Genomic DNA, 14,719 nt, shown 5'->3' with positions numbered 1-14,719 from the left:
ATTCAGCAATATTTAAAATAGATTAGGAAGATTAAATTATGCCAAAACCATACAGTGAAGACTTACGAAGAAAAGTAATAGAAACCTATGAAAGTAAAAACATGAAAATTAAAGAAATTTGTAAAGTGTTCAATATTACTAGAAAGACTTTATTCTTATGAAGAAAAAGAAAAAAAGAAACTGGGCATATAAAACCAATTTTGAATTATCAAAAAGGACATAGCCACAAAATAAAGGATTTAGATGAATTAAAAAATTATTTAGCGCAAAATAAAGATGTTACAGTTCAAAAAGTAATTGAAAAATTTGATGATATGACTAAAGAAACAGTTTATAACTATTTCAAAAAACTAAATTATACATATAAAAAAAACTTTTCTATATGAACAAAGAGATAAAAATAAACAAGAAGATTTTTTAAAAGAAATAGCTAAAATAATAAATGAAGATTTAGTATATATTGATGAATCTGGAATTGATGATAATGAATTTTATAAATATGGTTGATCTGAAAAAGGTAAAAGATTATTTGATAATAAACCCACATATAAAATAAAAAGAATGAGTATAATTAGTTCACTAAATAAAGGTAAATTAAAAGCCCTATGAGCATTTGAAGGAAATTGCAACAGTAAAATTTTTGAATCATATGTAAAAAATATACTAATTCCAGTATTAAAGCGTGGACAAATTACAGTTTTAGATAATGCAACGTTTCATAAATCTAAATTAACACAACAATTAATTGAAAATGCTGGATGCAAACTATTATTTCTTCCGCCATATCCTCCTAATTTAAATCCAATTTAACATTTTTGAGGTAATGTTTAGTAATCTGTGTAACTTACAAAAATAACTATGTTTAATTAATTCTAGTAAATAAAATTAAATAAATAGAAAGAGTGAGTTACGTATGTCTAAAAAACAAAATATTAATAATAATGATCCAATATCAAAAGCAGTAGATTTATTATTAGAAAATACTGAAGATTTAACAACATTTTTTAAAGAGGGAGGTTTATATAAAGAATTAACAAAAAGATTAGTTGAAAAAATGTTGAATTCTGAAATGCAAAATTATTTAGGATATGAAAAAAATCAACATAATAATAGTGATAATGCTCGCGATGGTATAAGTTCAAAAAAATTAATAACTCAACAAGGTAAAATTGAGATTAATGTACCACGAGATCGTAATAGTAATTTTGAGCCAGTAATAGTTGCAAAAAGACAAAGAATATTTGATGGTTTTGATCAACAAGTTCTTTCATTATATGCCAAAGGCATGACTTTATCAGATATTAGAATGCAGTTACAAGAGTTATATCATGGTGCTGATATTAGTGAAATCGTTATTAGTCAAATTACTGATGATGTTATTGATGATGTTAAAGCATGACAAAATCGGCCATTAGAAAGTGTTTATTCGATTGTTTATTTTGATTGTATAGTAGTTAAAGTACGACAAGATAAACGCATTATTAACAAATCAGTTTATATAGCACTAGGAGTTTATTTAGAAGGTAAAAAAGATTTTTTAGGCTTATTAATTAGTGAAAATGAAGGTTCTAAGTTTTGATTATCTAATTCCACAGAAATGAAAAATCGAGGCTTAAATGATATTCTTATTGCTTGTAGTGACAATTTAACAGGAATGTCAGAAGCAATACAATCAGTTTATCCTAAAACCGAACATTAATTATGCATAGTTCATCAAATTAGAAATAGTTTAAAATATGTTTCATACAAACATAGAAAATCACTAGTTACAGATTTAAAACCAATTTATAGTGCATGTAGTTAAGAACAAGCAATGCAAGTTTTAGAATCTTTTGAAAGTAAATGAAATAAACAATATCCTCAAATTGCTAAATCATGATATAAAAATTGAGATAATTTAATGGTTTTTATTAGTTATCCTGCAGAAATCAAAATAGTTATTTATACAACAAATGCTATTGAATCTGTTAATAGTCAATTACTAAACATTACCAACATTGCAAATAGTATTAAAACTATTTTTTGAAATTTATTTATTTTTTTAAATCATTGTTTTATTTTATTCATAACTTTAATCCCTAACTAAAAGTTTCTTTTTCAATATCGCTAGCTTCAACATTTAATAATATTCGTTTATTAGAACCAATAGAAAATAAACATGTGCCAGTTGGTGAACTAGCGATTGTTGATTTTTGATATTCATTTAATCTACCACTTGCAGAAATTAAATTATCATAATCTTGTAAATCACTTGCTGCTAAATGATGAACGAATTGATATAAACAGTTATTTATTATTCCTTGTGCTTGTGTTTTAATTTTTTCATTACCCATAAAGTCATTTATGTTTTGTGTCATAATGTACAAAATGCCGTTGTATTTACGAATTCGTTTGGTCATTTCAAATAAAAAATTCAACGCCAAGGTATTATTTTCATTAATTAATAAATGTACTTCATCAATTGCAATACAAATTCATTAGACATATTCGGTAAATAAATTTAATCAATTGTCAATAATAATATTTATAAATTTTTTAGTGTTAATAATTATAGAAGTTAATATTTTTAAAAAAATACTTTAAAAATAAATTTATATTTCAAACACAAAAATTGTTAATATTATTTTTATATTAACTTGATAAAAATTTAAATTTTTAAAAAAATATTAAAAATATTTTTTTATTTTAATGGTTTTGTTTTATTAAAAATTTCACAAAGTAAGTTAAATCTTAAGTACATAAGTCTAAATATACTTTTTCTACATTGATTTATTAAAATTTTGAATCTTTTTAATCAAGCAAAAACATGTTCAACTTTAATTCTAATTTTTGAAATAATTTTATTGTAGATTTTTTCTTGTTTAGTTAATTTTTTATTTTTAGTTTTTTTAATTGGTAATATAGTATTTTTATAAATATTTTGTATTCCTTGATATCCCAAATCACCAATAATTATTGTTTTTTCTGAAAATTCAAGATTTGAATTTTTTAATATTTGAAAATCATGTACTTTTCCATTATCAGCAAAAATATCAACAATTTTTTTATTAAAAAGTCATATATAATTTGAAATTTTATAGAAAACATTCAACTTTTACCAGAAAAATATTCTAACTGTAGTTTTTTTAGTTGGTCTTTCAATTTCAATTTCAGTTGAATCAATTAAATAAAATTGAAATTCATTTAAATCTTCTTGTTTTTTCTCAATTTTTGATTTATATTTTGTTTTTAAAAACTGATAATCTTTGTCATCACTAAGTTTATTTTCTACTCAAGTAATATTTCGAAAACAACTTGATGCACTCATTTTATATTTAATACTCATTTGGAAAAAAGTATAATATTCTTTTCAGTATACTAAAGTCATCATCAATCTTTCTTCAACTGAAAGTTTATATTTTCTACCTTTAGTTTTTTTTAAATTTTCTATTTCAATTAATTTTGTTAACATTTCATCAAAATGAAAACGTTTTATACCAAAATATCTATAAAATTGTTCATTTTTTAATTTTTTTAAATTTTCAAAATTCATTTTTATCAACACCTTATTAATTTATTAATAAAGAAATTATAAAATAAATTTTAAATTATTAATTGACTTTTAAAAAATTTATTTACGGAATATGTCTATTGTTGTTCTGTCATTGGAAATGTTTCGTTTTTAGCTTTGTTTTGTTTTACAATTTTGTCTAAAAAAGAAAGCATTAAGAACAATTGTGCATTTTGTCGGTTTTTATTTGAAGTTAATTCATGATTATCAAAAATTATTAAATCACTTTTTTAAAGATAAAGTACTTATTCCGTTTCATAAATGTCCATCAGCACCTTTTGCAAGTTTTCATAAAATGTTGAATAAATTTGATTTTGTTTTTTTGGTCATTTCTTGTTTTTCAATTAAATTAAATAAATCTGATAATGTAGGGTAGTCATTAGCAGTTAATTTATTAAATTCTGTCTTGTCGGTTATTTTAAAATTTTTGTATAGTTTTAAAAGTGTTTGTTGTAACAAACTTAAATCAATATCAGTTAAATAATAATACAATATTTTAAATCACTGTTCTAATAATGAAATATGCTCTAATAAGTCATCTGAAAAAATTTCTAATGGATTTATTCGTGCATTTTCAGATTTACCAATTGGAATAATTTGTCCACCATATTGATTTGCTAGTTTATGATATTCGCGTTCAGGGTCAATAATATATATTTTTGTGTTATTGCGATATAATCAATTTAATTGTTTTTTAACATTAGACATATTCCGTAAATAAATTTAATCAATTGTCAATAATAATATTTATAAATTTTTTAGTGTTAATAATTATAGAAGTTAATATTTTTAAAAAAATACTTTAAAAATAAATTTATATTTCAAACACAAAAATTGTTAATATTATTTTTATATTAACTTGATAAAAATTTCACAAAGTAAGTTAAATTTTAAGTACATAAGTCTAAATATACTTTTTCTACATTTATTTATTAAAATTTTGAATCTTTTTAATCAAGCAAAAACATGTTCAACTTTAATTCTAATTTTTGAAATAATTTTATTGTAGATTTTTTCTTGTTTAGTTAATTTTTTATTTTTAGTTTTTTTAATTGGTAATATAGTATTTTTATAAATATTTTGTATTCCTTGATATCCCAAATCACCAATAATTATTGTTTTTTCTGAAAATTCAAGATTTGAATTTTTTAATATTTGAAAATCATGTACTTTTCCATTATCAGCAAAAATATCAACAATTTTTTTATTAAAAAGTCATATATAATTTGAAATTTTATAGAAAACATTCAACTTTTACCAGAAAAATATTCTAACTGTAGTTTTTTTAGTTGGTCTTTCAATTTCAATTTCAGTTGAATCAATTAAATAAAATTGAAATTCATTTAAATCTTCTTGTTTTTTCTCAATTTTTGATTTATATTTTGTTTTTAAAAACTGATAATCTTTGTCATCACTAAGTTTATTTTCTACTCAAGTAATATTTCTAAAACAACTTGATGCACTCATTTTATATTTAATACTCATTTGGAAAAAGTATAATATTCTTTTCAGTATACTAAAGTCATCATCAATCTTTCTTCAACTGAAAGTTTATATTTTCTACCTTTAGTTTTTTTTAAATTTTCTATTTCAATTAATTTTGTTAACATTTCATCAAAATGAAAACGTTTTATACCAAAATATCTATAAAATTGTTCATTTTTTAATTTTTTTAAATTTTCAAAATTCATTTTTATCAACACCTTATTAATTTATTAATAAAGAAATTATAAAATAAATTTTAAATTATTAATTGACTTTTAAAAAATTTATTTACGGAATATGTCTATTAAATGTTTTACCACCACCAGTCATTCCTACAATAAAAGTATTACTACTGTTACGACAACTATCACGATGTTTTATATCAAATATAATTGGTTCATCGATATCGTTGGTTCCTGATAATAAACCTTGCTTATCATTTAAATGTGTTGCCACAAATGGATAGCTACTTGCCAATGAAATAATTGGCATTTCTTGTCACCATTCATTTGTATTTTTAATATCATTACTTCAAATAAAGTTATAGGTTTTTAATTGTTGAAATTTTAATTCATCTGGAAAAAAACCTTTTTTTGTCATTTCACTAATTAAAATTGTTCTAATATTATCTAACTCTTTTTTTTATCAGCAAAACAAGTGAGGATTTTTAAAAAACTGTGTATCTTTTTACAAAGTTACTAGTTTATATTAATTCTATCTTCAAATTTTATCATAAAATGAGCAATTGCTGTATTTCAATTTTGAATGGGCATTGTTCATTTTTTTGTTATATTTTCAATTGCTAAGTAAAATATTTTAAAAACTGCCATATCATTTGGAAAAACTTTTTTATTTCTAATAACTTTTCGTAATTGACTATTAACAGATTCAATAGCATTTGTTGTATAAATAACTCTTTTGATTTCTGCAGGATAACTAATAAAAACCATTAAATTATCTCAATTTTTATATCATGATTTAGCAATTTGAGGATATTGTTTATTTCATTTACTTTCAAAAGATTCTAAAGCTTGCATTGCTTGTTCTTCACTACATCCACTATAAATTGGTTTTAAATCTGTAACTAGTGATTTTCTATGTTTTTATGAAACATATTTTAAACTATTTCTAATTTGATGAACTATGCATAATTGATGTTCGGTTTTAGGATAAACTGATTGTATCGCTTCTGACATTCCTGTTAAATTGTCACTACAAGCAATAAGAATATCATTTAAGCCTCGATTTTTCATTTCTGTGAAATTAGATAATCAAAACTTAGAACCTTCATTTTCACTAATTCATAAACCTAAAATATCTTTTTTTACCTTCTAAATCAACTCCTAGTGCTATATAAACTGATTTGTTAATAATTCGTTTATCTTGTCGTACTTTAACTACTATGCAATCAAAATAAACAATCGGATAAACACTTTCTAATGGCCGATTTTGTCATGCTTTAACATCATCAATAACATCATCAGTAATTTGACTAATAACACTTTCGCTAATATCAGAACCATGATATAGCTCTTGTAACTGCATTCTAATATCTGATAAAGTCATGCCTTTGGCATATAATGAAAGAACTTGTTGATCAAAACCATCAAATCTTCTTTGTCTTTTTGCAACTATTACTGGCTCAAAATTACTATTACGATCTCGTGGTACATTAATCTCAATTTTACCTTGTTGGGTTATTAATTTTTTTGAATTTATACCATCGCGAGCATTATCACTATTATTATGTTGATTTTTTTCATATCCTAAATAATTTTGCATTTCAGAATTCAACATTTTTTCAACTAATCTTTTTGTTAATTCTTTATATAAACCTCCCTCTTTAAAAACTGTTGTTAAATCTTCAGTATTTTCTAATAATAAATCTACTGCTTTTGATATTGGATCATTATTATTAATATTTTGTTTTTTAGACATAGGTAACTCACTCTTTCTAGTTATTTAATTTTATTTACTAGAATTAATCTAAACTAGTAACTTTGTAAAAAGATACACAGATTTTTAAAAAGCCTCTTTTTTTATCTTGGGGTGATCTTTTCTTTTTTAATTTGTTCAAAGATTCAAATTAGTTAAAATAAAATTATATTTTTTGTTATTATTATTTATACTTTTTTAATTATTTTTAAACAATTACCTATTTTATTAAGAATATTGTTAATATTATATTAAATAATAACTATTAAAAATTTAAGGAGAAATTATGGAAAATAAAATTAATTTAGATAAATTAACTATTAATTCAATTCGTATGTTAGGAGTACAAGCGGTTAATGCTGCTAAAAGTGGCCATCCTGGTATTGTTTTAGGTGCTTCACCAATGACTTTTTCTTTATTCAAAAATCATTTATCTTTTAATCCAAAAAATCCAAAATGATTTAATCGTGATCGATTTGTTTTATCAGCAGGTCATGGTAGTGCTTTATTATATTCAATATTACATCATGCTGGTTATAAATATACAATCAACGATATAAAACAATTCCGTCAATTAAATAGCAATACACCTGGTCATCCCGAATATCATTTAGACTATGGAGTAGAGATGGCTACTGGACCATTAGGTCAGGGTATCGGTAATGCTGTCGGAATGACGCTTACTGAGAGTTTTCTTGCTGCTAAATATAATCAAAAAGATCTTAATATTATTGATCATTATACATATGCAATTTGTGGTGATGGCGATTTACAAGAAGGTATTGCGCAAGAAGCACTTAGTTTTGCTGGACATTTTAAATTAAATAAACTAATTATTTTATATGATTCAAATGATGTTCAATTAGATTCATCTGTTAAATTAGTATATTCAGAAAATTTAAAAATGCGTCTTCAAGCATTAGAGTGAAATTATTTAAAAGTTGAAGATGTTGAAGATGATAAACTCATTTCTGAAGCTATTAAAAAAGCAAAACTTAGTGATAAACCAACTTTAATTGAAATTAAAACTATAATTGGTTATGGGGCTAGTAAACAAGGAACACCCAGTGTTCATGGTTCTCCTTTAATGGAAGATATCAAAACAGTTGCTAAAAATTTAAACTGAGAATATCCTGAATTTACTGTTCCAAAAGAAGTAAGCACTTATTTCACACAAACAGCACTTAATCATGGTTCTAAAATAGAATTAGTTTGAAATCAAAAAGTTGAAAAATATGCAAAATTATATCCAAAGTTGTATAATGAAATTAAATCAGCATTAAAAAATGAAATTTTTAATGAAGATTATCAATTAAATAAAATTGATTGAACTTCAATTATTGGAGTAAATCCACAAGCAACAAGAGTAGACTCTGGTAATATTTTAAAACTTTTATCAGCTCATTGTCCAACATTAATTGGTGGTAGTGCTGATTTAGCTGGCTCAACTAAAGCATTAGTAACAGATAAAGACTTTTTACCTCTTGATCATTCAGGAAGACATATTCATTATGGAGTAAGAGAATTTGCAATGGGCGCTATTGTTAACGGTATGACGTTACATCAAGGCACAATTCCTTTTGGTTCTACTTTTCTTGTGTTTAGCGATTATCTAAAGCCTGCATTACGATTAGCAGCTTTAATGTCAATTCCATCTTTGTTTATTTTTAGTCATGATAGTATTGCAGTTGGCGAAGATGGTCCTACCCATGAACCAGTTGAACAACTAACAATGTTAAGAACTATTCCTAATTTTAATGTAATTCGCCCCGCTGATACAAAAGAAACAATTGGTGCATATTTAATGGTATTATCTAGCAAAACTAACCCTAGTGCTATTATTATTACTAGACAAAATTTACCACAACTTGCAAATAGTAATATTGAGGCAGTTCAAAAAGGTGCTTATATTATTAGTAAAGAGAAGAGTAGTAAAACTTTAGATTTAATTATTATTGCTACCGGTAGTGAAGTTTCGTTGGCTATTGCTAGTCAAGAACAACTATGAAATGATCAAAAGCTTAATGTTCGTGTAGTTTCAATGCCTTCTACTTTTATTTTTGATAAACAAGATAAAACATATCAAAATAAAATTTTACCTAATGATATTATAAAAGTTGCTATTGAAATGGGGTCTAAAGATAGTTGATATAAATATGTTGCAGGTAATGGCTTTGTTATTGGCGTAAGTACTTTTGGTATTTCTGCTCCTGATAAGGTAGTACTAGAAAAATATGGATTTACATCAAATCAAGTGTGTGATAAAATTAATAAGTTTTTAAACAGTAAGTAAGGAGAAATTAATAATGATGGTTTGGTGAGCAGTATTAATCATTGGCATTGCTAGTGCATTAATTGGTGGATTAGTTGGTTTTATTGTTACTAAGAAGATTTTCGAAAAACAATTACAGAAAAATCCTCCTATTAATGAAAATATGATTCGTGCAATGTATTTACAAATGGGGCGTAAACCTACTGAATCTCAAATTAAATCAGTAATGCAAGCAATGAAACGTCAACAAAGTACTACTAAAAAAAGATAATTTTTATTAATTGAGGCTTTTTAAAAATCTGTGTATCTTTTTACAAAGTTACTAGTTTAGATTAATTCTATCTTCAAATTTTATCATAAAATGAGCAATTGCTGTATTTCAATTTTGAATGGGCAGTGTTCATTTTTTTGTTATATTTTCAATTGCTAAGTAAAATATTTTAAAAACTGCCATATCATTTGGAAAAACTTTTTTATTTCTAATAACTTTTCGTAATCGACTATTAACAGATTCAATGGCATTTGTTGTATAAATCACTCTTTTGATTTCTGCAGGATAACTAATAAAAACCATTAAATTATCTCAATTTTTATATCATGATTTAGCAATTCGAGGATATTGTTTATTTCATTTACTTTCAAAAGATTCTAAAGCTTGCATTGCTTGTTCTTCACTACATGCACTATAAATTGGTTTTAAATCTGTAACTAGTGATTTTCTATGTTTGTATGAAACATATTTTAAACTATTTCTAATTTGATGAACTATGCATAATTGATGTTCGGTTTTAGGATAAACTGATTGTATTGCTTCTGACATTCCTGTTAAATTGTCACTACAAGCAATAAGAATATCATTTAAGCCTCGATTTTTCATTTCTGTGAAATTAGATAATCAAAACTTAGAACCTTCATTTTCACTAATTCATAAACCTAAAACATCTTTTTACCTTCTAAATCAACTCCTAGTGCTATATAAACTGATTTGTTAATAATGCGTTTATCTTGTCGTACTTTAACTACTATACAATCAAAATAAACAATCGGATAAACACTTTCTAATGGCCGATTTTGTCATGCTTTAACATCATCAATAACATCATCAGTAATTTGACTAATAACACTTTCACTAATATCAGCACCATGATATAGCTCTTGTAACTGCATTCTAATATCTGATAAAGTCATGCCTTTGGCATATAATGAAAGAACTTGTTGATCAAAACCATCAAATCTTCTTTGTCTTTTTGCAACTATTACTGGCTCAAAATTACTATTACGATCTCGTGGTACATTAATCTCAATTTTGCCTTGTTGAGTTATTAATTTTTTTGAACTTATACCATTGCGAGCATTTTCACTAGTATTATGTTGATTTTTTTCATATCCTAAATAATTTTGCATTTCAGAATTCAACATTTTTTCAACTAATCTTTTTGTTAATTCTTTATATAAACCACCCTCTTTAAAAACTGTTGTTAAATCTTCAGTATTTTCTAGTAATAAATCTACTGCTTTTGATATTGGAACATTATTATTAATATTTTGTTTTTTAGACATACGCAACTCACTATTTCTAGTTATTTAATTTTATTTACTAGAATTAATTAAACATAGTTATTTTTGTAAGTTACACAGATTACTAAACATTACCTATCCATTATATTTGTGATAAATTTAATGTTTTATATATCCGCTTGTTGATGGCTTATTTTTTGGCTATGTCCTTTTTTATAATTCAAAATTGGTTTTATATACCCAGTTTCTTTTTTTCTTTTTCTTGATTAGTATTTAAATGTATTAATATATTATCTTTAATATCATGAAATAATGAGTTATTTGAAAATTCTGGCCTGTATTTAATAATTTCTACTTTTGCCTTATTTGTAATATATTCTTCATACTCTTGATAAAATATGTTTTCTAATATATTTTTTATGTTTTTATCATAAAATAAAATATTATTAATAATGATTGTCAAAGCCGTATCACCATTTTGATTTATGAAATGAATATTTTGCTGGATGGATTACACTTTATTGGACACTAATTACGTAGACAAGTGAACAAATTAGTTAAAAGAAAGGAATTATAATTATGGCCAATATTAACTCATATTCAGATGAATTTAAAAAACAAATAGTAGCTTTATATCAAAGTGGTAAGTCAGTGTCTTGTCTTGCTAAAGAGTACAATGTTACAAGAACAGCTACTTATAATTGAATTAAGAAATTTACTAATTCAGGCAGTTTTAAAATCAAAGATAACCATTCTGTTGAAGAAAATGAATTAATTAAATTAAGAAAAGAATTAAAACAATTAAGAATGGAAAATGATATTTTAAAGCAAGCAGCACTAATAATAGGCAGAAAATAGAAATTATTACTAAAAATAAAGTTAAATATAAAATTAGCACAATGTGTCGTTTTTTAAAAATCTCTAAATCAACATATTATTTTAATTTGAAGAAAAAAGAAGATAAAATTCAAAATAATATGTATGATGAAGCTGTTATTAGTGCTTTTAAAGAAAATAAAGAATCTTATGGAACAAGAAGATTAAAAGTTGTTCTAAAAGAAAAGAAAATTAATTTATCAAGACGAAAAATTAAAAAAATTATGAATAAACATAATTTAATATCAAAATACACTAAATTATCATACAAAAATTATCATAATAAAGTCAATGATAGTCAAATTACTAATCTTGTTAATAGAGACTTTAATAATAGGCTTAAAAACGCAGTTATTGTTAGTGATTTAACTTATGTTCAAGTTAATGGTAAATGAAACTATATTTGCTTATTAATCGACCTGTACAATCGCGAAATTATTGGACATAGTGTAGGTACTAAAAAAGATGCATCATTAGTATATCAAGCATTTATGTGCTAAAATCGTTGTTTAAAAAATATTCAAATATTTCATAGCGATCGCGGTAATGAATTTAATAATAAAACTATTGATAAACTTTTATTAGCATTCAATATTACCCGCTCTTTAAGCAAAAAAAGGTTGTCCTTATGATAACGCTGTTGCTGAAGCAACTTTCAAAACTTTCAAAACATAGTTTATTAATGATAAAAATTTTACATCATTAATCCAATTAAAATTAGAATTATTTGATTATATCAATTGATACAACAACATAAGAATCCACAGCACTCTAAACTACTTAACCCCCATAAAATACCAAGCACAAATGTCTACCAAAAAACAGTCCTAAAAAAGGTTGCCATTCCATTATTTAGATGTATATAAAAAAATGAGTATTAATAAGTAAATACTGATTTAATATTAGTTATCTTTTAGTGATAGTGCTGTTAATAATTTATTGTATGTAGCAACATCTTGTTTTTTAAAGTATTTTAAGAAACGTTTTCTGCTTGATACCATTTTTAACAAACTTCGTTTTGCAGTAATATCTTTTTTTTGTACTTGTAGATGGGCTGTTAATTCTAAAATTCTTTTTGTTAAATTAATAATTTGAACTGCAGAAGAACCAGTATCTTTGGCATTTAAGCGAAATTTTTTAATTAATTCATCTTGTTTAATTTGTTCCATATTTTACAAATCTCCTTTAAATATAATTCGGCTTAAGCAAAGCTAATATCGGAGAGAATATTAACAATGTTAAGTCAACACGGTTATAATAGTACATTAATTTTAAACATAAAACAAGCATTTTTTAAAAAAATATTTTTATTCATTTTGTATAAAGAGATGATTTTTTATTTTTTTTATCAAAAATAGTCACTTTACGTTCAGTATGATTAAGAATTCTTTTACAATTATCTCAATGACGAATAATAATTAATATTCAAATTAGAGCCATAGTTATATTAACAATATAGTATTGAGTGTCTTGTTGGGAAAGAAAAGCATGCAGTGGCATATTCGGTATTCATGATAAGATAAAAGCAAGTATCATCATTAACATTGAAGATAAAGATGACATTCTACTTAAATATAAAATAAATCATCAACTAGCAATTGTGATAACGCAATAAATAGGATTAATCATTAATAGTACTCCTAATGAAGATGCAGCTCCTTTACCACCACGAAAACCATAAAATAGTGGTCAACAGTGACCAATAATTGCAGCAAGACCAGTTGGATAAATATATGCTTGTTTAAACATTGCTTCATAATTAGGATTAGTAATATTGACAAAGGTTAAACCGTATGCAATTAAAATAGGAATAGCGGGCTTAAAACCATCAATAATTAAAATAATAGCTCCTCATTTACCACCCATAACTCGTGTTGAATTAGTAGCACCAGCATTTTTAGAGTAATAATCTCTAACATCGGTTTTAAATTTTATTTTACTAATAATAATTGAAGGCGAGATTGAGCCAATTAAATAACCAATGATAATAAAAATAAAAGTTCCTAATAGATTAATATGTTCCATTTTTTTCTCCATTCTTGTGCAAGTATTATGTTAATAAAAATTTTATTTTTTGGAAGTTAAATTGTTATTTTTATCTTTATTATTATAATATAAATTATAAATTATTAATGTTAATAATATGATATTAATAACTGTGCCAAAGGCATTTGCTGCTAGTAAGGGAATGTTTTTAATTAAACTAGCATAAATTATGAATGAAGTTAATCCTATTTGATATATGCTATAAGAAATTAATGATAAACCTTTTGTGTTTTTAGTTTTAATTAGTTTAATAGTTTGTGGTAAAAAGGCAACTGAAATAAAAAAAGCACCTATATATCCAATAATATCAATTGCAATATTAGACATTTTTTTCCTCCTTATTTTTTTGTTTAATTAAATTGTTAACAATAATCCCAATTATTATGAAATTTAGTATAGCAGTAATAGTTTGACAAGTAATCATGGGAATATCATTATGAAGTATGCCAAATATTAAAAAAGTAAGACCTCCCAGTTGATAGATACTATATGAAAAAATAGAAAGACCTGAAGTATTTCTTGTTTTTATTAGTTTAATAGTTTGTGGTAAGAATGCCAAAGGAATACAAATAGCTGCAAGATACCCCAATATTTCTATAAAAATGTTCATTTTTTCTCCTTTTAATTAATTTAATTTATCATAGTAATTATAATAAAATATTGTGAAAATAGTTATTTATTTTATTTTAAATAATAAAAAATGTGTTTTGCTAAACACATCATTAATTTATTTTTCTTCTTCTTTAATGAAACATTTTTTACATAAAGATTTCCCTTCTTTTGTATCAAGAATGTCAAAAGGTTCAAACATCATTCCGCAATCAAAACATTTTACGGTTTTTGTTAAAGATTAATCATCAGTTTTTTTGTTTTTTTTATTAGACATATTCCGTAAATAAATTTAATCAATTGTCAATAATAATATTTATAAATTTTTTAGTGTTAATAATTATAGAAGTTAATATTTTTAAAAAAAAAACTTTAAAAATAAATTTATATTTCAAACACAAAAATTGTTAATATTATTTTTATATTAA

General features: G+C 23.9%; 18 protein-coding genes and 4 pseudogenes. 7 read left to right on the top strand and 15 right to left on the bottom strand.

All coding sequences use genetic code 4. From position 1 onward, the window contains the following. Nucleotides 1-38: 38 nt before the first annotated feature. The 4 genes and pseudogenes from ABWV63_RS07585 to ABWV63_RS07570 all read left to right on the top strand — a co-directional run bounded on the left by ABWV63_RS07585 (nt 39) and on the right by ABWV63_RS07570 (nt 2,086). Nucleotides 39-398: an IS630 transposase-related protein gene (locus ABWV63_RS07585; protein WP_353305850.1), complete on the top strand. Its 360-nt coding sequence runs from the start codon at nt 39-41 to the stop codon at nt 396-398. After that, nucleotides 355-810: an IS630 family transposase gene (locus tag ABWV63_RS07580; protein WP_353307215.1), complete on the top strand. Its 456-nt coding sequence runs from the start codon at nt 355-357 to the stop codon at nt 808-810. The genes ABWV63_RS07585 and ABWV63_RS07580 overlap by 44 nt, the downstream gene beginning before the upstream one ends. Before the next feature lie 103 nt (nt 811-913). Next, nucleotides 914-1,804, top strand: a pseudogene (locus ABWV63_RS07575) (IS256 family transposase). A 9-nt stretch (nt 1,805-1,813) separates the two neighbouring features. Continuing rightward, the gene (locus tag ABWV63_RS07570) at nt 1,814-2,086 is read left to right on the top strand and encodes a transposase (protein WP_353305849.1); all 273 of its coding nucleotides are present in this window, start codon (nt 1,814-1,816) and stop codon (nt 2,084-2,086) included. Here the strand turns inward: ABWV63_RS07570 and ABWV63_RS07565 are convergent. The 9 genes and pseudogenes from ABWV63_RS07565 to ABWV63_RS07525 form a co-directional block, all read right to left on the bottom strand. Next, nucleotides 2,079-2,357, bottom strand: coding sequence for a hypothetical protein (locus ABWV63_RS07565; RefSeq protein WP_353305848.1), 279 nt, complete (start codon nt 2,355-2,357; stop codon nt 2,079-2,081). The two genes, ABWV63_RS07570 and ABWV63_RS07565, sit on opposite strands and share 8 nt — an antisense overlap. 323 nt (nt 2,358-2,680) lie before the next feature. Further along, nucleotides 2,681-3,091, bottom strand: coding sequence for a transposase family protein (locus ABWV63_RS07560; protein ID WP_353305847.1), 411 nt, complete (start codon nt 3,089-3,091; stop codon nt 2,681-2,683). A gap of 3 nt (nt 3,092-3,094) precedes the next feature. Continuing rightward, nucleotides 3,095-3,532 (bottom strand): transposase family protein, encoded by a 438-nt coding sequence (locus ABWV63_RS07555; RefSeq protein WP_353305692.1) that lies wholly within the window; start codon nt 3,530-3,532, stop codon nt 3,095-3,097. Nucleotides 3,533-3,754: 222 nt separating this feature from the next. Continuing rightward, the gene (locus ABWV63_RS07550; RefSeq protein WP_353305846.1) at nt 3,755-4,258 is read right to left on the bottom strand and encodes a hypothetical protein; all 504 of its coding nucleotides are present in this window, start codon (nt 4,256-4,258) and stop codon (nt 3,755-3,757) included. 141 nt (nt 4,259-4,399) lie between these two features. Continuing rightward, nucleotides 4,400-4,801, bottom strand: coding sequence for a transposase family protein (locus ABWV63_RS07545; RefSeq protein ID WP_353305845.1), 402 nt, complete (start codon nt 4,799-4,801; stop codon nt 4,400-4,402). A gap of 3 nt (nt 4,802-4,804) precedes the next feature. Further along, entirely contained in the window at nt 4,805-5,035 is a 231-nt protein-coding gene (locus tag ABWV63_RS07540; protein WP_353305844.1) for a hypothetical protein, read from the bottom strand. Next, the gene (locus ABWV63_RS07535) at nt 4,978-5,241 is read right to left on the bottom strand and encodes a hypothetical protein (protein ID WP_353305843.1); all 264 of its coding nucleotides are present in this window, start codon (nt 5,239-5,241) and stop codon (nt 4,978-4,980) included. Before ABWV63_RS07535 ends, ABWV63_RS07540 begins: the two co-directional genes overlap by 58 nt. Before the next feature lie 82 nt (nt 5,242-5,323). Continuing rightward, complete coding sequence (locus tag ABWV63_RS07530) at nt 5,324-5,635, bottom strand: hypothetical protein (protein ID WP_353305842.1); 312 nt, start codon at nt 5,633-5,635, stop codon at nt 5,324-5,326. A 98-nt stretch (nt 5,636-5,733) separates the two neighbouring features. Further along, nucleotides 5,734-6,973, bottom strand: a pseudogene (locus ABWV63_RS07525) (IS256 family transposase). Between the two features lie 283 nt (nt 6,974-7,256). On the opposite strand from ABWV63_RS07525, the gene tkt reads away from it, so the two are divergent. Both tkt and ABWV63_RS07515 read left to right on the top strand, forming a co-directional pair. Then, nucleotides 7,257-9,263 carry a transketolase gene (gene tkt, locus ABWV63_RS07520; RefSeq protein WP_353305841.1) on the top strand — a complete coding sequence of 669 codons (2,007 nt, stop codon included), beginning with the start codon at nt 7,257-7,259 and terminating at the stop codon, nt 9,261-9,263. A 13-nt stretch (nt 9,264-9,276) separates the two neighbouring features. Then, the gene (locus tag ABWV63_RS07515) at nt 9,277-9,513 is read left to right on the top strand and encodes a YneF family protein (protein ID WP_252319938.1); all 237 of its coding nucleotides are present in this window, start codon (nt 9,277-9,279) and stop codon (nt 9,511-9,513) included. A gap of 51 nt (nt 9,514-9,564) precedes the next feature. On the opposite strand, the pseudogene ABWV63_RS07510 reads toward ABWV63_RS07515, so the two are convergent. Both ABWV63_RS07510 and ABWV63_RS07505 read right to left on the bottom strand, forming a co-directional pair. Beyond that, nucleotides 9,565-10,802 (bottom strand): annotated as a pseudogene (locus ABWV63_RS07510) (IS256 family transposase). A 190-nt stretch (nt 10,803-10,992) separates the two neighbouring features. Continuing rightward, entirely contained in the window at nt 10,993-11,223 is a 231-nt protein-coding gene (locus ABWV63_RS07505; protein WP_353305840.1) for a hypothetical protein, read from the bottom strand. Between the two features lie 116 nt (nt 11,224-11,339). On the opposite strand from ABWV63_RS07505, the pseudogene ABWV63_RS07500 reads away from it, so the two are divergent. Then, nucleotides 11,340-12,467: pseudogene (locus ABWV63_RS07500) on the top strand (IS3 family transposase). A 71-nt stretch (nt 12,468-12,538) separates the two neighbouring features. Here the strand turns inward: ABWV63_RS07500 and rpsO are convergent. From rpsO to ABWV63_RS07480, 4 genes are all read right to left on the bottom strand, one after another. Beyond that, the gene (gene rpsO / locus ABWV63_RS07495; RefSeq protein ID WP_353305839.1) at nt 12,539-12,805 is read right to left on the bottom strand and encodes a 30S ribosomal protein S15; all 267 of its coding nucleotides are present in this window, start codon (nt 12,803-12,805) and stop codon (nt 12,539-12,541) included. A gap of 124 nt (nt 12,806-12,929) precedes the next feature. Then, a complete protein-coding gene (plsY, locus tag ABWV63_RS07490) occupies nt 12,930-13,661 on the bottom strand; it encodes a glycerol-3-phosphate 1-O-acyltransferase PlsY (RefSeq protein WP_353305838.1) in 732 nt (243 codons plus the stop codon). A 42-nt stretch (nt 13,662-13,703) separates the two neighbouring features. Then, nucleotides 13,704-14,009, bottom strand: coding sequence for a SemiSWEET family transporter (locus ABWV63_RS07485; RefSeq protein WP_353305837.1), 306 nt, complete (start codon nt 14,007-14,009; stop codon nt 13,704-13,706). Next, nucleotides 14,002-14,292 carry a SemiSWEET family transporter gene (locus ABWV63_RS07480; RefSeq protein ID WP_353305836.1) on the bottom strand — a complete coding sequence of 97 codons (291 nt, stop codon included), beginning with the start codon at nt 14,290-14,292 and terminating at the stop codon, nt 14,002-14,004. Before ABWV63_RS07480 ends, ABWV63_RS07485 begins: the two co-directional genes overlap by 8 nt. Between the last annotated feature and the right edge of the window lie 427 nt (nt 14,293-14,719).

The sequence above is a fragment of the Spiroplasma ixodetis genome (genome assembly GCF_040369795.1).
GTDB classification, from domain to species: domain Bacteria; phylum Bacillota_I; class Bacilli_A; order Mycoplasmatales; family VBWQ01; genus Spiroplasma_E; species Spiroplasma_E ixodetis_B.
Note: the sequence above shows the minus strand (reverse complement) of the source record. Positions and strands in the feature narration are given on the sequence as shown.